Below are 22336 nucleotides of genomic sequence, written 5' to 3' on the forward strand. Positions count from 1 at the left end.
ACTGAGGTTCAAAATCAGGGCATTACCGGGGCGAGGTGAAAAAAACCATATCCATTCGCGGCGGTTTTCGGTACTTCACTGCTAGGGTGGCCCGCGGTGGGCCGCTTTATCTCTCCCATCACTGCCCGGCTTGGCGCGGCTGACCCTATTACCGGGCTGCTTTACGCATCAGGCAAGGCAGCAAAACCCGTGATTTATGAACCTGACCGGCTTGAAAGAGCAAATCAGCTACATCATCGGCCGCGACATGGCCCGCAACTTCGCCCAGCAGGGCCTTGATCTGGACATCGACGTGTTTGCCCAGAGCATGAAAGAGGCTATTGCCGGTGAGCCCAGCCGCCTCACCCCCGAGCAGATGCAGGGCGCCATGCAGCAGCTGCAGGAGCAGCTGGGCGGCGGCGAAGACCAGGACGACACTCAAGACGCTACTGATATGAGCAACAACAAAGCCGAAGGCGAAGCCTTCCTGAAAGAAAACGCCAACAAACCCGGCGTTACCACCCTGCCCAGCGGCCTGCAGTACGAGGTACTGACGGAAGGCACCGGCCCCAAGCCCGGCCCCTCCTCCTCGGTAACAACCCACTACCACGGCACCCTGCTCAACGGCAACGTATTCGACAGCAGCTACCAACGCGGCCAGCCGGCTACGTTTGGCGTGAACCAGGTAATTGCGGGCTGGACAGAAGCCCTGCAGCTGATGCCCGAAGGCTCGAAGTGGCGCCTGTACATTCCCTCGGACATGGCCTACGGCAAGCGTGGCGCCGGCCGCGACATCGGCCCCGATTCAGCCCTGATTTTTGACGTGGAGCTGCTGAAGGTAAACCGCTAGCCGGGACCCAGAAAAGCACTTCTTTTCTACCCGCTTACATGCAAGCCCCGCTGCCACCCGTGCGCCTCGTACCCCCCAGTTGGGTACGGACCACCACCGGCAGTGGGGCTTTTTCGGCTATGGACCACTCTATCCCTTCTCCCCACAATTCGGCCGGACCCGAGCCTAACGACCAGCCCGGCACGTTCAGCCAGCCGCTGCTCCCGCCGGTACCGCCCGCCCCGCCCGTGCAATTTGCCACCCTGCGCAGCGAGGATAGTCGCGTGGTCCTGACCAACGACGGTCTGGAGCTGAACGGGGAGCTGTTTGGCTGGCGGGAGTTGGAAGGCGTGGACGTGCGCCCGGTACGCTGGCTACTGGGCGTGTTGCTGGGGGCTTTTATTCTGTGCGCCTTTCTACTGGGGTTTCTGCAGTACTGGCTGCGCTCAGTGACGGCCGCCCTGGGCATGGGGCTGGGCGTGGCTCTGCTGGCCTGGGGCGCGCGGGGTACCAACCGCTGGCGCCTGCACCGCCCGGGCCAGGAAACCCGCCACTTTGCCTTGGCGGGGCCGGCCCGCAGCTGGCAGCAGCTGGCCCAGGAAGCCAACTACCGCATCCGGCAGCGCCACGACGAGGCTGCCGCTACGGCCACCTACTGGTTGGCTTTAGCCGACTGGCGCAGCCAGCGGGCAGCTCCTCCGGCGGGCCTCACACCCTGATTATCTGTTTGGCCTTACCCTTTTCCCTGGCACCTGCGTAAGCGCGGCTGAGGTTGGAGCCTGCATTCGGGTTCAACTGCTACCTTTGGCCCCGCCTGTAAAAAACCCGCTATTCTCTCACTAGTACTCCTCTCATGGACGCCAAACACCAGCACACCGCCATTTCCTCGGCCGGCTTGCTCATTGCCCTCGGCATTATCTACGGCGACATCGGCACCTCGCCGCTGTACGTAATGAAGGCCATTGTTCCGGAGCAGATCAACCCGATGCTTGTGCTGGGGGGTATTTCCTGCGTTTTCTGGACGCTCACGCTCCAGACCACCATCAAGTACGTGCTGCTCACCCTCAACGCCGATAACAACGGGGAGGGCGGCATTTTCTCGCTCTACGCCCTGGTGCGCCGGCGCGGGGCCTGGCTGTCGGCCATTGCCATCATCGGGGGCTCGGCTTTGCTGGCCGATGGGGTAATTACGCCGCCCATTTCGGTTTCTTCGGCCATTGAAGGGCTGGAAGCGGTGTATCCGAATATTCCCACGGTACCCATCGTCATCGGCATTATCGCGGGGCTGTTTCTGCTGCAAAGCTTCGGAACCCAGATTGTGGGCAAGGCCTTCGGGCCGATTATGTTCGTGTGGTTTTCCATGCTGGCGGTGCTGGGCGTTACCGGCGTGATGCAGCACCCCGAAATCCTGAAGGCCCTCAACCCCTACTACGCCTACGACTTGCTGGTGAACTACCCCGGCGGTTTCTGGCTGCTGGGCGCGGTGTTCCTGTGCACCACCGGGGCCGAGGCGCTGTACTCCGACCTGGGCCACTGCGGCAAGGGCAATATCCGCATCAGCTGGATTTTCGTGAAGTCGTGCCTGGTGCTGAACTACCTGGGCCAGGGCGGCTGGCTGCTCGCGCACCAGGGCGAGATGCTCAACAAGCGCAACCCCTTCTATGAGCTGATGCCGGAGTGGTTCCTGCTCATCGGTATCGGTATTGCCACCATTGCGGCCATCATTGCCTCCCAGGCCCTCATCACGGGTTCTTTTACGCTGGTGGCCGAGGCTATCCGCCTGAACATGTGGCCCAAGGTAAAGCTCAACTACCCCACCGACGTGAAGGGCCAGCTGTACGTGCCCAGCATGAACAGGCTACTGCTGCTGGGCTGCATTGCCGTGGTGCTGTACTTCCGCAAGTCGGAAAACATGGAAGCGGCCTACGGTCTGGCCATCACGCTCACCATGCTCATGACCACCATTCTACTCATCATGTGGCTGCGCTCCAAACGGGTGCCGCTGCCGGCCATTGTGCTGTTTGCCCTGGTATACGGGGCTATTGAAGGCTCCTTCCTGATTGCCAACCTCATCAAATTTCCCCACGGCGGCTGGGTTTCTCTGGCCATTGGCATCACCCTCATGGGCGTGATGTACGTGTGGCTGCGGGCCTTCTACATCAAACGCCGCCTCACGGAGTTTGTGAAGATTGAACCCTACGTGGAAGCACTGAAAGAGTTGAGCAACGACGAAACGGTGTCCAAGTACGCCACGCACCTCGTGTTTATGTCGTCGGCGGAGCGGCAGTCGGAAATCGAGTCCAAGATCATCTACTCCATCTTCCAGAAGCGGCCCAAGCGCGCCGACATCTACTGGTTTGTGCACGTGGATACCACCGACGAGCCGTACACCATGGAGTACAAGGTAACCGAGCTGGCAAAGGATGACGTGTTCCGCATCACCTTCCGACTGGGTTTCCGGGTGGAGCAGCGCATCAACCTCTACTTCCGCAAAGTGGTGGAAGACCTGGTGCGCAACAAGGAAGTGGACATCACCTCCCGCTACGAAAGCCTCAGCAAGCAGCACGTTACCGGCGACTTCCGCTTCGTGGTGCTGGAGAAATTCCTGTCGGTAGAAAATGAATTCCCGATGGTAGAAAAACTGGTGATGCAGGCCTACTTCTACATCAAGCAGTTCATTGCCTCTGAAGACAAATACTTCGGCCTCGACACCAGCTCGGTGAAAGTGGAGAAAGTACCGCTGGTGATTACGCCCGTCCGCGACGTGGCCCTCAAGCGCGTGCGGTAAGTTTCTGATGCTTCGGAATCAAGTCAGAAAGGCCCTGCTACTCCCGAGTAGCAGGGCCTTTTTTGGTGCGGTTTGCCGGCTGCCAAAGGGTAGCCGGCAACTGTTCGGCAAGCCGAACATAATTCTATACGTTGTACTTATCCTATATTCTGCTTCCTTTATTCAATCGTTCTTTTCCCAACCAAAACCCACCATTCTATGCGTACTCTTACCCTTGCCTCGGTAACGGGGCTGGCCCTGGCGTTGGCGGCCTGCCAGCACGATGCCGCCGACCAGGTGCCCGCGCCCCAGCCCGACCCCACCACCGCCCTGAGCCTGCGCCAGCTCGATGAGCAGATCCTCGGCACCCTGCGCCAGACGGGCGAGTTCGACTGGAACAAGGCCTCGGCCCACACCGTCTGGAGCGCCCTGGAACAGTCCGACCACGTGCTGTCGGTGGGGTACCGGCCGGCTACGGTGCGGGCCACGGCGGCCCTGCCCGAGGATGCCCGCCGGAGCCCCGAGTGGCAGCAGGCCCGCCAGCAGGTACTGGCCCTGATTCTGGCCCAGGAGCAACTCACCCGCCCGGAGCTGACCGCCGAAAAACTGGCGGTATTCGAGCCGAATGCGCTGCCGGTACTCACCGTAACCGTGCGGGAGCTGAGTACCATCAAGGCCCTGCGCGAATCGGGGCTGGTGCGCTACGCCGAGCCCATTGGCTATGAGCCCAACCGCCAGCCCGCCAGCCGGGCCGCTGCCATCCTGAGCAGCAGCGGCTGCGGCAGCAACACGGCCACCGCTGGCCTGGTTGCCGGCTCCGACTACACCGTGCTCAGCAACGGCAGCAAATCTTCCTGGAACCAGGCCGATGTGTACCACGGCATCCGGGCGGCCTGGGGCCAGAGCACCGGCCGGGGCACCAAAGTGCTGATTATCGACACCGGGGCCTCCGGAACGCAGGAAAACCTGGGTGCCGCCTTCAACCAGGGCCTAAGCACCGGCCGCACCCTAGAGCGGCTGGTCACACTGCCCCGCAACACCATTTTCGGCATTCCCTACGGCGACGCCGAAACCCCCAACGACGCCTGCGGGCACGGTACTGGCATGGCCGGGGCCTGCGCCGCCCCGCGCGGCACGGATGGAGCCTCGGTGGGTATTGCCTACAACGCCAACCTGATTACGGTACGGGCCGCCGAAGACGTATTTCTGGATGCCAGCCGGGAGGTGCAGGGCGTCACGGACGCCTACCTACTGGCCGGCAACCGCGCCGATGTGCGCATCATCAGCATGAGCATGGGGCGGCTTACCTCGGCTTCGCAGATGACGGATGCCATTCGCTACGCCTACGGCAAGGGCAAGCTCATCTTCTGCGCGGCCGGCACTTCGTTTGATTGGTCGGCGGGATTTGTGGGGGTTATCTACCCGGCTTCCCTGGCCGAGGCCGTGGCCGTAACGGGCGTAAAAGACAACCTGACCACCCGCTGCGACGAGTGCCACGTGGGCCCCGACGTGGAGTTTACCGTGGTGATGCAGCGCACGAGCAACAACCTGCGCCCCCTCACCCTGGCCCAGAGCGGCGACGCGCCCGGCACCATTGGGGGCTCCTCGATGGCCACCGCCAGCCTGGCGGGCATGGCGGCCGTGGTCTGGTCGAAGTACCCCACCGAAACCCGCGCCCAGATCCAGAGCCGCCTGATAGCGGCCAGCTCCAACCGCAGCAGCCGGGACCCCAACTTCGGCTGGGGCCGCGTGAACCTGGCCTCGGCGGTGGGCGCTTTGACCAATTAAAAATTGAGAAGTAGAAATGAAGCTGTTTAGAAAGTGGTGGAACGTCATGCAGAGTGGAGCGAAGCATCTCGCGTGCTGACGTCTGATTACTACTGCAACGTCAGCACGCGAGATGCTTCGCTCCGCTCTGCATGACATTCTATTGATTTTTACGACTTTCTAAACAGCTTCAATGAAAAATGGGCCGTTCAACATTCCAAGTGGAATCGTTGAACGGCCCATTTTCCATTTTTACTTCTCAATTTTTAATTCATTTCTTTACCGGCAGCCATTTGGCCAGCACGGCTTGCTGCTCGGCGGTGGGGTTGGGCTGCCGCTCGATGCGGTAGCGGCGGGCCGGTGAGGCCAGCACCGGGAAAGTCACTTCCCGGATTTGCCCGTCGCGGGTTACCAGCAGCTTCACCGTGGAGCCCACGGCCCGGCCGGCCAGTAGCTTGTTGAGGTCGTCGGTTACGCGGGCTCCGTCGAGGCTCAGGATTTCGTCGCCCACGCTCAGGCCGCCCTGCCAAGCGCTACCGTCGCGCAGCACGCTGCTAACGGTTTGGCGGCCACCGGCGGGACTGATGCCGGCTCCCAGCGCCGCATCGGTAGCGGCGGCCGGGGTGGTGTTCAGCTTGAGGCCGGCGTAGCCCAGGGCCTGCTCGTAGGGCAGGGTTTCGGTGCCGTACACGTAGCGGCGGAAGAAATCATCATAGCGGCGGCCGGCTACTTTGGCCACGGCATCCTGGTACTCCTGGTCGGTGAAGCCCCGGCCCAGCTTGGTGTAGTACTGGTCGTAGAGGTAGCGCATTACGTCGTCCAGGTGCTTCTGCCCTTTGGTTTCCTGAATGATCATGAGGTCCAGCACGGCCCCGATTACCTCGCCCTTGTCGTAGTAGCTGATGCCGGTGTTGGCGGAGTTTTCGTTGGGGCGGTAGTACTTGATCCAGGCATCGAAGCTCGACTCGGCGGCCGACTGCTGCTTGTTGCCGGGCGTGTTTTCGACCCGATTAATGCCGTTGCTCAAGTCACCCAGGTACTCATCGGGGCTCACGAAGCCGGCGCGCTGTACAATCAGGTTGGAGAAATACTCGGTGCCGCCTTCGCTCACCCACAGCATGCGGGTGTAGTTCTCGTTGTCGTAATCAAACGGCCCCAGCGCCACCGGCCGGATGCGCTTCACGTTCCAGAGGTGGAAGTACTCGTGGGCCACGAGGCCCAGAAAACCCTTCCAGCCGGCTTCTGAGGAATACGCGTTGCGCGACACCGACAGCGTGGTGGAAAACAGGTGCTCCAGGCCGCCGGTGCCCCGGTCGATGTTGTGCACAATGAATACGTAGCGGTCCAGGGGGTTTTTGCCGACCACCTGGTGGGCCTCCTCGCACACGCGCTGCATGTCGCGGGTGAGGCGCTGCTCGTCCACTTTCGGGTCGCCGAACATGGCCACCGTGTGGGGCGTGCCGTTGGCGGTGAAGGAGTAGATTTTCTGGTTGCCGATTTCGATGGGCGAGTCGGCCAGCTCATCGTAGCTCGCGGAGCGGTAGGTGAAGGTGCCACCGGCGGGCTTGAGGCTGGTGCTTACTTGGCCCCAACCGGCGGCGGGCTTCACTTCCAGGGTGCTGGGCAGCATTTTGGCCTCGGCGGGGTACATGAACACGCTGGTACCGTTCACGTAGCCGTGGGCCCCGTCAATAAAGCTGGTGCGCACGCTCAGCTCGAAGGCGTACACGCGGTAATGCACCCGGAAGTTTTTGGCCCCGCTGTGAAATATCCGCCAGGTATTCTTGCTGATTTTCTCGGTGCGCAGCTTTTCCGAGCCGGCGCTGGCCTCGAAGCCCTCCACGTTCTTGGCAAACTCCCGCACCAGGTAGGAGCCGGGAGCCCACACGGGCATTTTCACGTCGGTGTAGGCTTTGCTGAAGCCGTCGAGCTGCATATCCACCTCAAAGTAGTGAGTTTGCGGGGCGGGCATGGAAAGCGTGTAGCGCAGCACGGGCGCGGCCGTGGCCGCCGAAGCCGCCAGGCTCAACAGGCCACCAAAGGCCAGGACCGCCAGGCGGCGGGTACGAATCAGGTGCATCAGGAAGTGGGGTGAGAGGTAAACGGGTAGGTGGCGGCTGCAACCGCCGGGCCGCCAAAGAACGGGGAAAAGCCTTAAAGGCTGCAAGCCTGGCCGCAAAATTGCCCGCTCGCTCCTGCCGCGTACTTCACCCATTACTTCATCTGCCCATGCAGCTTCAGCCGGGTTTATCCGTCTTGCCCTTCGAACCCGCCCGCAGCCTCTCCCGTTACGGAAGCAGCTCAACCTTGGCTCCTGTTCCTATGCGTATCGTCTGGCTTGTATTTCTGGGGTTAGTGGCCGGGCTGGTAGGCTGGGCCGTGTGGGGTGGCCCGCCAGCCGCCGCGCCCGAGCCTGTTGCACCAATGCCGGCCAAGGCAGTGGCCTACGTAATCAGTAATAAGGCTACCCCGCGCGCCGACAGCATTGTGGCGTTTGCCCTGCGCCAGCTGGGCACCAACTACTGCTACGCTGGCAGCACCCCCGAAACTGGTTTCGACTGCTCCGGCTTTGTGAACTACGTGTTTGCCCGTCACAAAGTACCCGTCCCCCACTCCACGGCTCTGCTCATTGATGTGGGCCGGCCCGTGCCCCGCACCCAGGCCCGCCCCGGCGACATTATAGTATTCACGGGCACGGCCCAAACGGCCACCACGCCCGGCCACGCGGGCATCGTGCTCAGCCAGCCCGGTGAGCCGCTCCGCTTCATCCATTCCTCCTCGGCCCGCCGCGAATCGGGCGTGAAAATCAGTCAGGTGGAAGGCACCGACTATGAGCGGCGCTTCATGCAGGTGCGCCGGGTGCTGTAGAGGGTGAAGTTGTGAAAGGTGAAGTTGTGAATGCCTGATAATTCCCGAGGAGTGTTCGGACTGTCATGTGTTCCGGGCTTCTCTGCTCGAAATCAGGCAAGCAGCCCGTTCACAAATTCACCCTTCACAAGTTCACAACTTGCTGAACGCAACGATGCCCGGCCACCTATGCAGGTCCTCCGTTGTGAGGCTGCTGGGTGAACCGGGCATCTAATCCTTCAAATCTTACCAAGCGACTGGCCTGGGGTACAGGCCCGCCATCTACGTTGTAAGACCTTGCCAGAATGCGGGAAATAACTCAGGTAAGAGCGAGTTCCGCGCGAAAGCTGTTGTTAAGCGCGTCCGGCGGTGAAGCGGACTACATTCGACAGGCTTGGCAGGATTTGTTTGGGACTACTAGACATTTTGTACCTCCTTTCTTTAGATCCGACATAACCCCGGCCGCGCTTCCCAGCACCTTAGGGCGGCTTGGCGGGGGCTGTAGCACTCGCTACGGTTAGTAAAGTTAAAAGCCTGGGGGATGGTTCAAAATAAAAACCCCTTTTTCTAGGCCTCCCACCCTATCTTTATTTCATCTACCTGATCATCAAAGACTTTAATTAGCTATATTTTTTGCCGACAACTGGTTATAAAAGCCTGGCCCCAAACTTGCCACCTGAACCCGAGAAATAGCTCAGCTACATTTTGCCGTTGTTACTGAGTTTTCCTCTATCTTTTTCCCGAAAACCCCACATTTACTTCATCATCACCATGAAAAAATTTCTGTTTCTGTGTCTGGGCCTGTTTCTGACGCTGGCTGGCGCGGCCTCGGCCCAAACCCTCTCCCCGCTGGGTATTTGGCAGAACTCGGAGAAGAAGGCCACGTTTGAAATCTACAAGTGCGGCAACAAGCTGTGCGGTAAAATTGTGAGCCTCACCGTGCCTAACGACCCCAAAACCGGCAAGCCCAAAACCGATACCGTAAACCCCGACCCCAAGCTGCGCAGCCGTCCTCGCCTGGGCATGGTGTTCATGCAAGGCTTTGAGTACGACAGTGACAACAAGTGGGATGATGGCAAGATCTACGACCCGGAAAGCGGCAAAACGTACTCCTGCTACATGAAAATGGAAAACGCCAACACCATGGAGGTGAAGGGCTACATCGGCTTCTCGCTCATTGGCAAGTCGCAGACCTGGACGCGGGTGAAATAAGCCCACGATTACTCTAAGAAAGGCTTCTTCTGGTACCAGAAGAAGCCTTTTTTTATGCCCAAGCCAGCAATACCTACCAAAACGAGCGGGTTCTGTGGCCCATAGCCTGACTGAATTTAAGCGCTTGGCCTAGGTTCTTTCCTTTAAACCATTCGCCGGGCGCGGTGTTACCCTTGAAACTACCCTGCACGTTTTGTCTGACTTCCTTAAACGGCTTTTTTCCGGCTCCCCGCCCCCTTCCGGCGAGTGGCAGCCCCTTCAGCGCAGTGCGGCGCAGGAGCGGGTGCGCCAGCAATGGCTGGCGCAGCAGGTGTACCTGAACTGGATGGGGCCGTACTTTAAAGCTTATCATTATCAGAAGGCCGGTTTGCCTAGTGCCCCCTTCCGGGTGCAACTGGCCCGGGAGCCCCACCGCCAGGCCGCCGTATTCCTGTACGACCCCAGCATTGGCCCCGGCAACTTCCAGCACCTGTTCGACTACATCCGGGACCGAGTGCTGGCGCTGGGCTACCACCTGGGCGCGGCCGACCACCGTACCGTGCGGCACGATACGTTTACGGAATCCACCCAGAAGTATTTCCTCAAGCCCCGGCCCAACGACTGCACCAGCTCGGGCCGCTGCAACCAGCAATACGGCAACGTTACCGTGGACTTGGTGAGCATCAATGGGCAACCCGGCTTTATTCGTCTATTCAGCAACCCGTTCGCGGATGCTATTTTCACGCCAGCGGCTTCTTTTGATGAATTGGTTGATGCGGTTTTCAACCAGCCCGCCGCTCCTGCCGAGGTGCAACAACGCATAAAGCAGTATGCCAAGCTTTAAGTAAACAACGACAATAAGATCCAAACCACAAAAAAGCCCCCGACAAGCTGTATCGGGGGCTTTTTTATGCCAGGGCGTTAGGCCGGAATTACTCCGAAGCACGCACGAAACGGGCCTGGGCCACCACCCCGCTTTTGCTTACCAGACGCAGACGGTAGATACCGGGAGCCAGCGCCGCCGTGTACAGCACGGGGGCGGCCGCAGTTACGGGCTGGCGCAGCACTACCCGGCCGGTAGCATCAGTAACCTCGGCGGTGGCCAGCCCCCCGCTAAAGTCGGCGAGCCGGAGTTGGTCACGGCAAGGGTTGGGATACACGGTAATGGCCGCTAGGCGGCTCCCCTGGCGGGTGCCGGTCACCAGCCCATTGTCGCGGGTGATGGGGCCGGTACCGTTGAGCAGCCACTGGTCGGGGTCGACGGTGATGGTGCTGATGGCGCGCGACTCGGCCACGGCTGCTGAAACTACGGGCTGGTACTGGGGCAGGCGAATGGTGCGGGTGCTGCCATCAGTGAAAGTAAGCCGGTAATCCACCTCCGTGGAGAAAAATGGCGTTACGGCGGGCATAGAGGTAGTTTCGGTGTTCTGGATGTATACCAGCCCGTTGGCCTGGTTCCAGCGCACGGTAAACGTGGGGTAGCCTTCGCCCCGAAACCACTGGTCGAAGAAGTACTGCAAAGAGCGGCCGACTTCGGCCTCAAACACGCGCTGCAGGTCGCGGGTGCGGGCGGTGCGGCCGCCGTAGGTATTCTGGTAAGTGCGCAGAGCCCGGAAGAACTTTACGTCGTCGTTGAGCAGGTAGCGCAGCATGTGCACCACGGCAGCCCCTTTCTTATAGCTGAGGCGGGAGCTAAAAATTCGGCCGACGCTGGTGGTATCCGACACGAATACGCTGCCGCCGGGCTGGCTCATGGCGGAGGTATGGGCTTGGTTCATCCAGGAGAGGGCCGCCGCCGGGGTACTGAAGCGGTTTAACGAAAGGTACTCGCCATAAGAAGCAAAGCCCTCATTCAGCCAGATATCCTCCCAGGCTCCGCAGGTTACATGGTCGCCGAACCACTGGTGAAATAGCTCGTGGGCCGTCAGCGTGAAGGTGAATCCGTCCTGGGTAGTCATGGTCTGGTGCTCCATGCCGCCCCCAATGGGGGCCATGCTATGGCCGTACTTCTCATCGGCAAACGGATACAGCCCCGCTGCTTCCGAGAAGTACTCCAGGAAACCGGGCGTGCGGTCGATTTCCGTACGAAACGCGTTGAGAGCCGCCTGATTGTAGACATAGTTGACGATGGGAATACGCGGGCCGCCGGCAGGGCTGGCGTAGTTTACGTACTCCACATACGGCCCCACGGCCACCGAAATCAGGTAGTAATCAATGGGGTGGCGCGACTTCCACTCGTAGCGCACCTGCCCACCGGGGAGCGAGGTGGTATTAACCAGCACACCGTTGGAGCCAACCTTGTTGGCAGCGGCCGTTGAAACCCAGACATCCGACGAATCGGCCTTATCGGTAAGCACCTGCTTGCAGGGCCACCACTCGTAGGCATTATAAGGCTCGGAGAGGCTCCAGGTGGTACTTACCCCATAGGTGGGGGCCACGCGGGTGTCCAGGGCATTGCCGATGGCGGCCGAGTTGCCGTTGGGGGCCGTACCCCGGTAGTAGATGATGGCATTGAACAGCGTAGCCGAGGCCACTGCCTGGCTGAGGCCCACGGTCACATCGCCCAGGCCTACGCGCCGGAAACCCAGGCTGCGCCGCCCGTTCACCACCACTGAGTCGATGGTATAGGTAGAGTACAGTTCGAAGGCCAGGGAATCGAGGGGTTGCACGTTGGTGCGGGCCCGCATGGTTACGGCCCCGCTGACGGTGCGGGCGGTATTGGTCAGGTTGAGGTCGAGCTTGTAGTACTTAACATCGTAGCGGGCCATTTTCTGGCGGTGGCTGAGGCTGGCGTATGCGGGACGGGCCGCCGCCCGGGCGTGGGTTTGCACGCAGGCATCGGCGGCGGCGCCGGTTAGGTCGGCGGCGGTGGGGCGGTAGGCCGGAATCTGGGCAGCCAGGGGCAAGCTCAACAGCAGGCCACTCAGCAATAAGCGGTAGAATTTCAGGCACATAGGTGGGCGGGCACGGGCTAGTGGGCAGATAGACGAAAGTACGTGACTGCCACTGATTATGGCCGGGCAGAGCCGTAATTGTGTAAAGCTGTTGTACCTTCCTGACAGGCAGCTACTTTACCTTCTTCTATGCCCACTTCTACGTTTCGTTACCTGTTCAAAGGCCTATTAGCATCGTTGGTGCTGGTGCTGGCCCTGGCGCGGCCGGTGCAAGCCACGCACATTGTGGGTGGGGAGCTGGATTTGCAGTACCTCAGCGGGAATGATTACCAGCTTACCCTCAACCTGTATTTTGATGCCGTGAACGGGCAGCCCGGCGCCCTGGACCCCGAAATGGTAGCCAGCCTGTTCGAAATAGGCTCGAACCGCCGCATGCTGAACGTGGCCCTGCGCCAAACCAGCAACACCCTGGTGGCTTATACCAGTCCCGCCTGTACCAACCCCGATTTGGTCACGCGCCGCATCGTATACAGCCGCCTGATTACCCTGCCGCCCCAAACCTACGCCAATGCGGCCGGCTACTACATTGCCGTGGAGCGGTGCTGCCGCAACAATGGCATCAACAACATCCTCAACCCCAGCGGAGCCGCCCAAACCTTTTACCTGGAAATTCCGCCCGTTACCCGCAATGGCGCAGCCCTGCGCAACTCCACGCCCCGCATCTTCCCGCCCCTCAGCGACTATGCCTGCCGGGGTGAGCTGTTTTACTACAACTTTGGGGGCCAGGATATCGATGGCGACTCGCTGGTATACGACCTGGTAACGCCCCTCAACGGCCATACTACCGCCGCTTTTCCCAACCCGGGGTTTGCTGACCCCGCCCCCTACGCCCCCATCTCCTGGCTGCCGGGCCTGAGTGCTACCAACCAGATTCCGGGGGCGCCTGGCCTCAGCATCGGGCGGCTGAGCGGGCGGCTGGAGGTGCGCCCCACCCAGGTGGGCTTGTTTGTATTCGCCATCCGCTGCACTGAGTACCGCAAGGGCGTGCGCCTGGGCGAAGTACGGCGCGATTTTCAGCTGAAAGTCATTCCCTGCTCTACCAATGCCCGCCCCAAGGTGCTCATGCAGCTGCCGGGCACTACCCGGGCCTACTTGCCGGGCCGCGACACCCTGCGCCTAACGCCCGGCAACAACCGGTGCGTCACCCTGCGCTTCACCGATGCCGACCCCACATCGGCCCTCACCCTCTCGTTGCGGCCCGTAAACTTTACGGGGCCGCTACCTACGCTTAGTGTGCTGCAGGGCACCGTGCGGGCCCCTGGCCAGCCCGATACGCTGGTTTCGCGCCTGTGCTTTCCGGAATGCCTGAGTTCCAAGCAAGGGGTATACCTGCTGGATGTGATGGTGGCCGACAACGGCTGCAGCTTGCCCAAGCGCGACACGGTGCGCATTGCCTTTATCTCGGTGCCTAACCCCAACGGCCCACCCCAGCTGAAAACCACGGCGGCCCTACCCCTGCGCGCCCGCGTGGGCGACCTGATAACCTTCGACCTGAACGCCACAGACCCCGACGGTGACCCGCTCACCCTGACCATGACGGGCCGGGGATTTGCACCCGCTGGCCTGGGTGCTACCCTCAGCCAGGGCTCGGCGGGAACTGGGCTGAATGGGCGCTTCAGCTGGCGCGTAGACTGCCGGGCCGTGGACAAGCCACTCTACGAATTTGAGTTTACGGCCGCCGCCTCCCCCTGTAATGAGCTGCAGCCAACTACGGTAGTCATACCTATTCAGATTGACTACCGCAACACGCCCCCAGCCCTCACCACCTCCTTCAGCCCCCCCGTAGCCGCCGACTCCATTACGGTAGTGCGACGCCCAATTGGTGGGGTGTTTGAGGCCACGCTGAGCGGCACCGACCTGGAGCAGGATGGCCTGGTGCTGTCGGCGGCCGGTAATGGCTTCGACCTGGCCGCGGCCGGCATGACGTTTACGCCCCGCAACGGCGCGGGCACAGCCGCCGCTACGTTCCGGTGGGTGAGCGACTGTGAAGCCGTGCGGCGCAACGGGCTGGAAGTCACTTTTCAGCTTCAGGAAACTACCTGCCGGCCCCAGCCCCGCACCCGCACCGTCCGCTTCGAGGTGGAACCGCCCCAGGCACAGCCCTTTCTGCCGCCCAATATCATTACGCCCTACACCGTGGATGGCAAAAACGACGAATTCACCCTCGACAATGCCCAGGCCAACCTCCCGCCCGACTTCTGCGACTCCCGGTTTGCCGATATCCTGATTTTTTCCCGCTGGGGTAACCAGGTGTACCGCTCGGCCAACCGCAGCTTCCGCTGGGACGGGGGCCGGCTCCCGGCCGGCGTATACTTCTACCTGATTGAATTTACGGACGGCAAGAAATACAAAGGCACCGTAACCATTGCCAACTAAGGTATAGCAGTTGGAAATATGCGAGTTGAACGGTGCCTGTTGGGAAATGCCGTCTTCCCCGCTTGACGAGGCTCCTGTAACGAGCAGCCCCCTGGCAGTGGAATCAAACCACTACTAGGGGGCTGTTTAATACCCATTGCTCAAACTTACAGCCTGCCGGGTGTTCTATTCTCTCATCATTAGTACAGAAAAAGAAAAGCGGCAAAAAGCGCCAGCCATACCCCATCAATGAAATGCCAGTAGAGCGTAATCATGCGCAGCTGGAGGCGGCGGTAGGGGTTGCGGATAAACACTAGCCCGCGCACCGCGTCGCGGGAGGCTTGGTGGGTGCGTACCAGCAGCACCAGCAGAAACAGCATGCCCCCCAGCACGTGGGCCACGTGCACCCCCGAAATCAGGAACAGGAACCGGACGCTGGTGTCGCCGGTAATGGTCAGGCCCTGCCGGGTCAGCTCCTGCCAGCCCAGTAGTTGCAGGCCGGCAAAGATGCTACTCAGCAGCAGAGTTGCACCTAAGCAGCGCGAAAGGCCTGAGAGGTCATCCTGGGCGTACAGGCGCGGGCTCTGGGCCACCACGTAGCTACTGACCAGCAGCACAATGGTGCTCAGCGAGAAATAGCGCGGCAACGGGTAGACACCGGCCGCTTCGCCGTTGTGCAGCCGCGTGTACGTGTAGGCCCCAATAAGCACCACAAACAGGGCTGCTACCCCCGCCAGCCCCACGTACAGCATCAGCAGCAGCATGGGCACCCGCTCCAGTCGCCGAAAGGAGGAAGCGGGGCGGTTGGAGCCTATTTTGTTGCTGCGTTCAAAGTCGGAATTCATGCTATAAAACGGTAGTGCGTACGTGGTTGCAAACCAATTAAGCACCCATTAGTTCCGGGGGCGGGCGCCTGAAACCCAACCGTAGGCTTCCGAGCAAAATACGCAGTTGCGCCCATCCCCGGCGTACGACTTTTGGGGGTACTACCGAGCCGGGGATGGGGCTGCTTTAGTGGGTGGCTAGCCCGGGCACCGATTAGTCGTTGCGGAAGAAGGAGCCGATTTTGCCCAGCACGGCATTCAGCGAAATTTTGGCCGAGCGGCCGGTGCCGAAGGTGACATAGGTTTTGCCGCCCACGCGCAAATCCAGCACCAAACCCAGCTGGTGGGCCAGGTCGTTGAGCTGCTGCATGGGGTCGGGTTTGGGGCCGGTGCGGGGCGATGCCGGGGCGTTAGGGTCTTTGGGCGGGCCGCTGGTGAGCTTGTCCAGCACGCGCTGGCTGGGCAGGTTGATAATCAGATAGCCCCCCGAGCCCGCCACCTGAATATCGTCCCCGTCGAAGCTGATAACCAAGCGGGCCTCTACATCAAGCCCCCTAGCCAACGGACGAGGGGTTGGCAGGCGGCAAGGTGGGGCTGGGCGGGTTCTCGCCCCGGGTACGCACCCGCAACGAGCCGTTCAGCCGCCAGGTGGTGGGAGCTGCCGGATTCTGGGGGTTGGGCACCTGCAATTCCATTTGTTCGAAGTTGAGGGCCAATTCTACTCCGCCCGAAAGCTTGGAGAGCAGAGAAGCTGCGGTATCGGCCCAGGAAGTTGATTGTTCAGGCATGGGTACAAAGTACAAACAGTGAGAATACAAGGAAACAAGCGCGCCACAGGGCCGCCCTATGGCCGGGCGGCCCCAAAGGCACCAACCCGGCAGGCTACTAAGGCCGCCTCCCGACAAACGGCCGTGGCGGGAGCAAGTTACATGCTTCGTCTGGCAAGGCATTTGCCTGCCAAGACGCCGGGCACTGTACAGCTTCCCCAAAATCCAAAACTGACTGGCTGCGTATGCAGGCTCAACGGTTGGTTTTCCACCCATTTGCACCCTCTATGACTCGATTACTTGCCGTGCTGGCTGCTTTGCTGCCAGCGGCCGTTGCCGCTCAAACGCCGGCCTCCCCCCCCGCCGACTGCCCTCACCCCTTTGGCCTCCAAGACAATATGGAACGCGTGTACCAGCTGCAGGATGCGGCTGGCAAACCCAGCGGCACCATTCGGCAGCGGGTAGTAAGCCTGGGCACGGAGCAGAACAAGAAAAAGACCCTGACTACCAACACTGTACTACTCAAACACGGAGTGTACGATGTTAAAAACCGCCTTCAGCACCAGCAGGACTACACCATCCGCTGCCGCCAGGATACTACCTTCATCGATGGTATGGTTTTGCTGGACCCCACCGCCCTACGCTCCTTCCGGGACCGGCTGTTTGCATTTACTCCGGTGCCCATTGCCTGGCCCAACCAGCCTGCGGTGGGCAGCAGCCTGCCCGGCGGCGGGGTTACTGTGCAGGTAAGCAGCACGGCCGTGAGCATTGCCACCGTGAGTGCGCTGGCGCAGAACCGCAAGATTACCGGAACCGAAACAGTTACCACCCCGGCCGGTACCTTCCAGTGCTACAAAGTCGAGGGGGAACAGTCGTCCTCCACTGTGGCCCGCGCCGATTTGGTGATGCGCAATGCGGTGCGGACGGTGGAGTACTACTCGCCGGAGGTAGGCATTGTAAAGGCGGAGCGCTACGACAAGAAAGGCAAGCTGGCTGAGGTGCAGCTACTTACTTCTACCGGCTCGGGCAGCGCCGCCGAAGGCCGCTCGGAAACCAAGCAGAAAATCAAGGTAAAAAAGTCGTAATTTTAGGGCCTCCAACCACTCCTTTGCCGTTATGCGCCCTTCCAACCTCCTGGCTGTATCAGCCGCCGCACTGGCCCTGAGCCTGCCGCTGAGCGTTGTTGCTCAGAAAACTTCGAAAAAGCCGGTTAAAGTAGCCGAAGCCTGCGACAATAAGGCCGAAACGGCAGCCCAGGTCAAGGCCCAAACGGTAGCGCCCGGCACTATCTATGGTACCAGTTTCGCGGCAGCCTCTGCCCGTCCGGTGGGAGAAGTTCGGCAGTTGCTGGGCACCCGCACTACCGCCCCCCTCACGCTGGTAGGCAAGGCCGAGGCCGTGTGCCAGGCCAAGGGCTGCTGGCTGACCCTGGCGCTGCCCGACGGGCAGAAGATGCGCGTTAAGTTCAAGGATTACGCCTTCTTCGTGCCCAAGGACATTGCCGGCCGCACGGTAGTAGTGAACGGGGTAGCCCAGCGCGAGGTAGTATCGGTGGCCGCCCAGCAGCACTACGCCAAAGATGCCGGCAAGTCGGCCCAGGAAATTGCGGCCATTACCAAGCCCCAGGAGCAGCTCAACTTTGAGGCCGACGGCGTGCTGATTCAGGGCCGGCTATAGTTTACCCCCCTTCATTTCTCCCAGAAAAACCCGCCGTGCTTTATAGCTGGCGGGTTTTTCTGTTTCGGATGCCTAGAAAGCCGTAGCTTGCGCCCTACGCTGGCGGCTGCTTCCCGCACCGTGCCGCGGCCCGTCACCTTCCACCCGAACTTACCCGCCATGCCTGATATTCAGCAGCAGATAACGGCCCTGACCGAGCGGCTTCACCACCTCAACTACCAGTATTACCAGCGCGATATTTCGGAGGTTTCCGACCAGGAGTTTGATCAGCTGCTGGCCCAACTGGCTCAGCTGGAAAAGCAGTACCCCGAGCTGGCTCACCCTAACTCCCCCACCCAGCGCGTGGGCGGCACCATCACCAAGCAATTTCCCACGGCCGAGCACCGCTACCCCATGCTGAGCCTGGGCAACACCTACTCCGAAGCCGACCTGCGCGAGTTTGACGAGCGGGTGCGCCGGGGCCTGGAAGGAGCCGGTGTGGCCTACGTGTGCGAGCTAAAGTTCGACGGCGTGGCCATGAGCCTCACTTACCAGCAGGGCCAGCTTACCCAGGGTGTGACCCGCGGCGACGGCACCCGCGGCGACGTAGTAACCAGCAACGTGCGCACCATCCGCAACCTGCCCCTGCACCTGCGGGCCGAGGGCGCCCCCCAGCCCCCCGACTTTGAGGTGCGCGGGGAGATTTTTATGCCCTTGCCCGTATTCGCGGAGCTAAACCAGGAACGGGAAGCCAACGGCGAAGCCCTGCTGGCTAACCCCCGCAACGCCGCCAGCGGCGCCCTTAAACTGCAGGACTCAGCGCTGGTAGCGGCGCGGCGGCTGCGCTTCTACGCGTATTCGTTTTTGATGCCCGGCCGCAACCAGTTTCCCACGCACAGCGCCGCCCTGGAGGCCTTGCGTACCTGGGGCTTGCCCATATCGGATACGTGGCGGCTGTGCGGGACTATTGAGGAAGTGCTGGACTTTGTGCACAAATGGGACAAAAAGCGGTTTGAGCTGCCGGTGGCCACCGACGGCATCGTTATCAAAGTAGATGACTTTCGCCAGCAGGAGCTACTGGGCTTCACGGCCAAGAGCCCCCGCTGGGCTATTGCCTATAAGTATCCTGCCGAGGCCGGCCGTACCCGTTTGCAAGCCATTCAGTACCAAGTGGGGCGCACCGGCGCGGTTACGCCCGTTGCCCTGCTCGACCCGGTGCCCCTGGCTGGTACAGTAGTGAAACGCGCTTCGGTGCACAACGCCAACCAGATTGCCGCTCTCGATTTGCGCCTGGGCGACATGGTGTTCGTGGAGAAAGGCGGCGAAATTATTCCTAAAATAACCGGCGTGGATGTGGCCGCCCGGCCTGCCGACAGCCAGCCGATTGTGTATCCTACGGAGTGCCCAGCCTGTGGTACGACCCTGATTCGGCCTGAGGGGGAAGCCCACTTCCGCTGCCCCAACGACCGGGGCTGCCCGCCCCAGCGCAAGGCCAAGCTGGAGCATTTTGTGTCGCGCAAGGCCCTGAACATCGACGGGCTGGGGGCTGAAACCGTGGGCCGCTTCTTCGACTTGGGGCTGGTAACCGATGCCGCCTCCCTCTACGACCTACCGGCCAAGGCCCCGGAGTTGGCTCAACTGGACCGCATGGGCGAAAAATCGGTGCAGCGGCTGCTAGCAGGCCTGGAGCAGAGCAAGCAGGTGCCTTTCGACCGGGTACTGTTTGGGCTGGGCATCCGGTACGTGGGCGAAACGGTGGCCGAGAAGCTGGTGAACCACTACCGCACTATTGAGGGCCTGGAAGCCGCCACGGCCACCGAGCTGGCCGCCGTGCCCGAGGTGGGCGGTGTTATTGCCGAATCGGCGGCGGCGTGGTTTCAGGAGCCCGAAAACCGCGCGATGCTGGAGCGCCTGCGGGCAGCGGGCCTGCAGCTGGCCCTCACCGGCGAGGCACCCCAGCCCCAAAGCGACCGGCTGGTGGGGCTCACCTTCGTACTGTCGGGTGTGTTTGAGCACCACAGCCGCGAGGAGTTGCAGCACCTGATTGAGCAGCACGGCGGCAAAATTACGGGCAGCATCAGCAAGAAGCTCAGCTACTTGGTAGCCGGCGACAAAATGGGCCCCGCCAAGCGCGAAAAGGCTACCTCCCTGAACGTGCCTATCATTGGGGAAGATGACCTGCTGGCCATGCTACCCACTGCTACCGATGAAGCCGAAACCCCGGAGGAGCAAGCGCAACCAGCCGCCCCAACCACTGGCCAGCAAGGCTCTTTGTTCTAAGCATGGTGTAGAAACGCTGCCCGGCGCAGTTCTGCGTGGCTCGACACCGGGCCACCGGAGTACAGTGTGGTTCCACGTAGCTCCACGCCGGGGTGCGGAATGTCACTGCCCCACATTACGCCAGTCAGATGTTGCAACTTTCCCGGGCCACGCGTAGTCTATTCAGTATCCGTTCCTCTTTAACTTGTTAGTATATGCGTATTTGCCTGTTTGTTCTTGCCCTTATGGCCTATGGCAGCGCTGCCCAGGCCCAGACTCTGCAAACCACCCCCGGCACGCCGCCCAAACCGATGAGCGTGGGAGCTATAACTACCCCAACCGTACCCACCATTCCGACCCCGGAAGCGCAGAAGCTGCTTACCCAGCCCAACACGGTGCTATTGGATGTGCGTACGCCCACTGAATTTGCGGCCGGCCACCTGAAAGGCGCGCAAAACCTCGACTTCCGGGCTGCGGATTTCGCGGAGCAGCTGGCCCGCCTCGACCCCAGCAAGACATACGTGCTGTATTGCCGCTCCGGCGGCCGCAGCAACCAAGCCGGCCTAGTGATGCAGGAAAAAGGCTTCAAGAAGGTAGTAAATGCCGGCGCTTACATCAATTTGCAGGAGAAAAACCTGGAAGACCGCCAACTCTAGCTGCTGAAAACTGATACTATCCACCCCGGGCCCCGGGCAAAACTTCAGCTGGAGTTTTGCCCGGGGCCCGGGGTGCGTTCCGGCCACACCTAGGGCTCCACGGCAAAAGGGAAATTGGCCGTGGCAGCGTTACCCTGCCCATCCGTAACTACCACCGCCAGCCGGTAATAGCCGGGTTGGCTGGGGGCCCGGAGGGTGGTATGCAGCCGGGCGGCGGCCGGCACCACGCCCGCCAGGGTCAGGGGCGGGGTACTCCGCTGCTGATACTCGTTTTCTTCGGCAAAAGGCTTTTCCGGAGTTACCTCCCAACGGGTGTGCAATGGGTCGGCCTCCGGGTCGGTGGCGAGTAGGCGCACGGGGTAGCGCTGGCCGGGTTTCAGCCGCACGCTGGCGGTGGCAGGCAGGCTGTGCAGCAGCAGCTGCCCAATTCGGGGGGCCCGGTTGGTGAGGGGTGGGCCGGCCCACAGCTCCTGCATGAGCTCGGTTATTTCCGTTCGTTCACCAGCCCGGGTAAAGGCGCTGTGCCAGGTGTCGGTGAGCTCAAACTTGTGGCCCCAATAAAACACGTAGCTGCCCAGGCACCGGGCCGTATCCTGGGCTATGCCCGCCTGGTAGCACTGCCGGGCGAAGGCGGCCTTTTCGGTGCTAGTGGCCTCCACGGGGGCTTTCCAGGTGGTCCGGGGCACCTCCCACCAGCCAGGCCCGCCAAACTCCGTAACCAAATAGGGCCGCGTCCAGCCCAGGCGGCGCAGGTCAGCCGGTAAGGTGGCCAGAGAGCCGTAGGCATTCACCGACAGCACATCCAGGTCGGGGCACCAGGCGTTGATGTTGCGCAGCATACCCAGCTGGCCGGTCAGGGTGGTTGTGACGGGGTGGTATGGGTCGAGGCGATGAATCAGGCGGGCTAGCTCATTTATTTCGGCCATCACGCGGGGGTTGGAAGCCTGCTGGTCCATTTCATTGCCCAGGTTCCACATCAGCAGGGCCGGGTGGTGACGGTAGCGTAGCACCTGGGCCTCCACCTCCCGGCGCTGGCGCTGAATGGCGGCGGGGTCATAATAGTCGAACCCCTCCACTTCCCGGCCCAGCCAGATACCCAACAGGACCGTAAGGTGGTACTGCTGCGCTGAATCCAGCAGGGCATCGGCATAATCAGTGGTCCAGAGCCGAATTGAGTTGCCCCCGGCCCGCTGCACTTCCGCGAGCCTGGCAAGCCCCCCGGCCCCCCGAACCCGATACGGCCGGCCGCCGCGTAGCAGCCGGGCATTTTCGCCTTGCTGCACCACGCGCACGGGTACCACGCCGGCTGGTTGGGGTGGCAGCCTTTCCGGAGTAGCCGTCCGCTGGCAGCCAATCAGCAAACCGCTCACAATAGCCAGCACCCACGCACTGCAGAGAAGCCGGCTCAGGAAAGTAAGGAGTAGCATATACTGCTGTGGGGAGAAGGATTCACTAACAAGAAGGTTCAGACCGGCTTTAAACTTA

General features: G+C 61.3%; 18 protein-coding genes. 12 read left to right on the forward strand and 6 right to left on the reverse strand.

Annotated elements, in window-relative coordinates:
• Window positions 1-196 precede the first annotated feature (196 nt).
• The 4 genes from ROI90_RS07415 (at window position 197) to ROI90_RS07430 (ending at window position 5363) form a co-directional block, all read left to right on the forward strand.
• On the forward strand, window positions 197-829 hold the full coding sequence (locus ROI90_RS07415; RefSeq protein ID WP_315997696.1) for an FKBP-type peptidyl-prolyl cis-trans isomerase: 633 nt from the start codon (window positions 197-199) through the stop codon (window positions 827-829).
• Between the two features lie 38 nt (window positions 830-867).
• On the forward strand, window positions 868-1527 hold the full coding sequence (locus ROI90_RS07420; RefSeq protein WP_315997697.1) for a hypothetical protein: 660 nt from the start codon (window positions 868-870) through the stop codon (window positions 1525-1527).
• 134 nt (window positions 1528-1661) lie between these two features.
• Window positions 1662-3596, forward strand: coding sequence for a KUP/HAK/KT family potassium transporter (locus tag ROI90_RS07425; RefSeq protein ID WP_315997698.1), 1935 nt, complete (start codon window positions 1662-1664; stop codon window positions 3594-3596).
• 198 nt (window positions 3597-3794) lie between these two features.
• Window positions 3795-5363, forward strand: coding sequence for a S8 family peptidase (locus tag ROI90_RS07430; RefSeq protein ID WP_315997699.1), 1569 nt, complete (start codon window positions 3795-3797; stop codon window positions 5361-5363).
• Between the two features lie 250 nt (window positions 5364-5613).
• Here ROI90_RS07430 and ROI90_RS07435 read toward each other — a convergent pair whose 3' ends face one another.
• Window positions 5614-7422, reverse strand: coding sequence for a M61 family metallopeptidase (locus ROI90_RS07435; RefSeq protein ID WP_315997700.1), 1809 nt, complete (start codon window positions 7420-7422; stop codon window positions 5614-5616).
• A 242-nt stretch (window positions 7423-7664) separates the two neighbouring features.
• Between ROI90_RS07435 and ROI90_RS07440 the strand changes: the two genes are divergently transcribed.
• The 3 genes from ROI90_RS07440 to ROI90_RS07450 all read left to right on the forward strand — a co-directional run bounded on the left by ROI90_RS07440 (window position 7665) and on the right by ROI90_RS07450 (window position 10224).
• Window positions 7665-8210 (forward strand): C40 family peptidase, encoded by a 546-nt coding sequence (locus ROI90_RS07440; protein ID WP_315997701.1) that lies wholly within the window; start codon window positions 7665-7667, stop codon window positions 8208-8210.
• A gap of 750 nt (window positions 8211-8960) precedes the next feature.
• The gene (locus ROI90_RS07445; RefSeq protein ID WP_315997702.1) at window positions 8961-9401 is read left to right on the forward strand and encodes a DUF2147 domain-containing protein; all 441 of its coding nucleotides are present in this window, start codon (window positions 8961-8963) and stop codon (window positions 9399-9401) included.
• A gap of 193 nt (window positions 9402-9594) precedes the next feature.
• Window positions 9595-10224 carry a hypothetical protein gene (locus ROI90_RS07450; protein ID WP_315997703.1) on the forward strand — a complete coding sequence of 210 codons (630 nt, stop codon included), beginning with the start codon at window positions 9595-9597 and terminating at the stop codon, window positions 10222-10224.
• An 88-nt stretch (window positions 10225-10312) separates the two neighbouring features.
• Here the strand turns inward: ROI90_RS07450 and ROI90_RS07455 are convergent, their stop codons facing one another.
• Complete coding sequence (locus ROI90_RS07455) at window positions 10313-12334, reverse strand: M1 family aminopeptidase (RefSeq protein WP_315997704.1); 2022 nt, start codon at window positions 12332-12334, stop codon at window positions 10313-10315.
• Window positions 12335-12463: 129 nt separating this feature from the next.
• Here ROI90_RS07455 and ROI90_RS07460 point away from each other — a divergent pair, with 129 nt between their 5' ends.
• Entirely contained in the window at window positions 12464-14710 is a 2247-nt protein-coding gene (locus ROI90_RS07460) for a T9SS type B sorting domain-containing protein (protein ID WP_315997705.1), read from the forward strand.
• Window positions 14711-14889: 179 nt separating this feature from the next.
• On the opposite strand, the gene ROI90_RS07465 is transcribed toward ROI90_RS07460, so the two are convergent.
• The 3 genes from ROI90_RS07465 to ROI90_RS07475 form a co-directional block, all read right to left on the reverse strand.
• The gene (locus ROI90_RS07465; protein WP_315997706.1) at window positions 14890-15534 is read right to left on the reverse strand and encodes a cytochrome c oxidase subunit 3; all 645 of its coding nucleotides are present in this window, start codon (window positions 15532-15534) and stop codon (window positions 14890-14892) included.
• A gap of 193 nt (window positions 15535-15727) precedes the next feature.
• Window positions 15728-16075 carry a hypothetical protein gene (locus ROI90_RS07470; protein WP_315997707.1) on the reverse strand — a complete coding sequence of 116 codons (348 nt, stop codon included), beginning with the start codon at window positions 16073-16075 and terminating at the stop codon, window positions 15728-15730.
• Window positions 16068-16301 (reverse strand): hypothetical protein, encoded by a 234-nt coding sequence (locus tag ROI90_RS07475; RefSeq protein ID WP_315997708.1) that lies wholly within the window; start codon window positions 16299-16301, stop codon window positions 16068-16070. Before ROI90_RS07475 ends, ROI90_RS07470 begins: the two co-directional genes overlap by 8 nt.
• 266 nt (window positions 16302-16567) lie before the next feature.
• On the opposite strand from ROI90_RS07475, the gene ROI90_RS07480 reads away from it, so the two are divergent.
• The 4 genes from ROI90_RS07480 to ROI90_RS07495 all read left to right on the forward strand — a co-directional run bounded on the left by ROI90_RS07480 (window position 16568) and on the right by ROI90_RS07495 (window position 20851).
• Window positions 16568-17365 carry a TapB family protein gene (locus tag ROI90_RS07480; RefSeq protein ID WP_315997709.1) on the forward strand — a complete coding sequence of 266 codons (798 nt, stop codon included), beginning with the start codon at window positions 16568-16570 and terminating at the stop codon, window positions 17363-17365.
• A gap of 31 nt (window positions 17366-17396) precedes the next feature.
• Window positions 17397-17957: a DUF4920 domain-containing protein gene (locus ROI90_RS07485; protein ID WP_315997710.1), complete on the forward strand. Its 561-nt coding sequence runs from the start codon at window positions 17397-17399 to the stop codon at window positions 17955-17957.
• 159 nt (window positions 17958-18116) lie between these two features.
• Window positions 18117-20216, forward strand: coding sequence for an NAD-dependent DNA ligase LigA (ligA, locus tag ROI90_RS07490; RefSeq protein ID WP_315997711.1), 2100 nt, complete (start codon window positions 18117-18119; stop codon window positions 20214-20216).
• A 194-nt stretch (window positions 20217-20410) separates the two neighbouring features.
• Window positions 20411-20851, forward strand: a complete 441-nt coding sequence (locus tag ROI90_RS07495; RefSeq protein ID WP_315997712.1) for a rhodanese-like domain-containing protein — start codon at window positions 20411-20413, stop codon at window positions 20849-20851.
• An 89-nt stretch (window positions 20852-20940) separates the two neighbouring features.
• On the opposite strand, the gene ROI90_RS07500 is transcribed toward ROI90_RS07495, so the two are convergent.
• Entirely contained in the window at window positions 20941-22278 is a 1338-nt protein-coding gene (locus ROI90_RS07500) for a glycoside hydrolase family 2 TIM barrel-domain containing protein (protein ID WP_315997713.1), read from the reverse strand.
• Window positions 22279-22336: the final 58 nt, after the last annotated feature.

Source organism: Hymenobacter endophyticus, assembly GCF_032464715.1.
Taxonomy (GTDB): domain Bacteria; phylum Bacteroidota; class Bacteroidia; order Cytophagales; family Hymenobacteraceae; genus Hymenobacter; species Hymenobacter endophyticus.

What these genes read in the sequence shown, in the direction of transcription:
- ROI90_RS07465 (WP_315997706.1), bottom strand. Translation starts at nt 15,534, where the DNA reads ATGAATTCCGACTTTGAACGCAGCAACAAAATAGGCTCCAACCGCCCC.
- ROI90_RS07435 (WP_315997700.1), bottom strand. Translation starts at nt 7,422, where the DNA reads ATGCACCTGATTCGTACCCGCCGCCTGGCGGTCCTGGCCTTTGGTGGC.
- ROI90_RS07480 (WP_315997709.1), top strand. Translation starts at nt 16,568, where the DNA reads ATGACTCGATTACTTGCCGTGCTGGCTGCTTTGCTGCCAGCGGCCGTT.
- ROI90_RS07495 (WP_315997712.1), top strand. Translation starts at nt 20,411, where the DNA reads ATGCGTATTTGCCTGTTTGTTCTTGCCCTTATGGCCTATGGCAGCGCT.
- ROI90_RS07455 (WP_315997704.1), bottom strand. Translation starts at nt 12,334, where the DNA reads ATGTGCCTGAAATTCTACCGCTTATTGCTGAGTGGCCTGCTGTTGAGC.
- ROI90_RS07430 (WP_315997699.1), top strand. Translation starts at nt 3,795, where the DNA reads ATGCGTACTCTTACCCTTGCCTCGGTAACGGGGCTGGCCCTGGCGTTG.
- ROI90_RS07500 (WP_315997713.1), bottom strand. Translation starts at nt 22,278, where the DNA reads ATGCTACTCCTTACTTTCCTGAGCCGGCTTCTCTGCAGTGCGTGGGTG.
- ligA (WP_315997711.1), top strand. Translation starts at nt 18,117, where the DNA reads ATGCCTGATATTCAGCAGCAGATAACGGCCCTGACCGAGCGGCTTCAC.
- ROI90_RS07420 (WP_315997697.1), top strand. Translation starts at nt 868, where the DNA reads ATGCAAGCCCCGCTGCCACCCGTGCGCCTCGTACCCCCCAGTTGGGTA.
- ROI90_RS07440 (WP_315997701.1), top strand. Translation starts at nt 7,665, where the DNA reads ATGCGTATCGTCTGGCTTGTATTTCTGGGGTTAGTGGCCGGGCTGGTA.
- ROI90_RS07415 (WP_315997696.1), top strand. Translation starts at nt 197, where the DNA reads ATGAACCTGACCGGCTTGAAAGAGCAAATCAGCTACATCATCGGCCGC.
- ROI90_RS07475 (WP_315997708.1), bottom strand. Translation starts at nt 16,301, where the DNA reads ATGCCTGAACAATCAACTTCCTGGGCCGATACCGCAGCTTCTCTGCTC.
- ROI90_RS07460 (WP_315997705.1), top strand. Translation starts at nt 12,464, where the DNA reads ATGCCCACTTCTACGTTTCGTTACCTGTTCAAAGGCCTATTAGCATCG.
- ROI90_RS07485 (WP_315997710.1), top strand. Translation starts at nt 17,397, where the DNA reads ATGCGCCCTTCCAACCTCCTGGCTGTATCAGCCGCCGCACTGGCCCTG.
- ROI90_RS07445 (WP_315997702.1), top strand. Translation starts at nt 8,961, where the DNA reads ATGAAAAAATTTCTGTTTCTGTGTCTGGGCCTGTTTCTGACGCTGGCT.
- ROI90_RS07425 (WP_315997698.1), top strand. Translation starts at nt 1,662, where the DNA reads ATGGACGCCAAACACCAGCACACCGCCATTTCCTCGGCCGGCTTGCTC.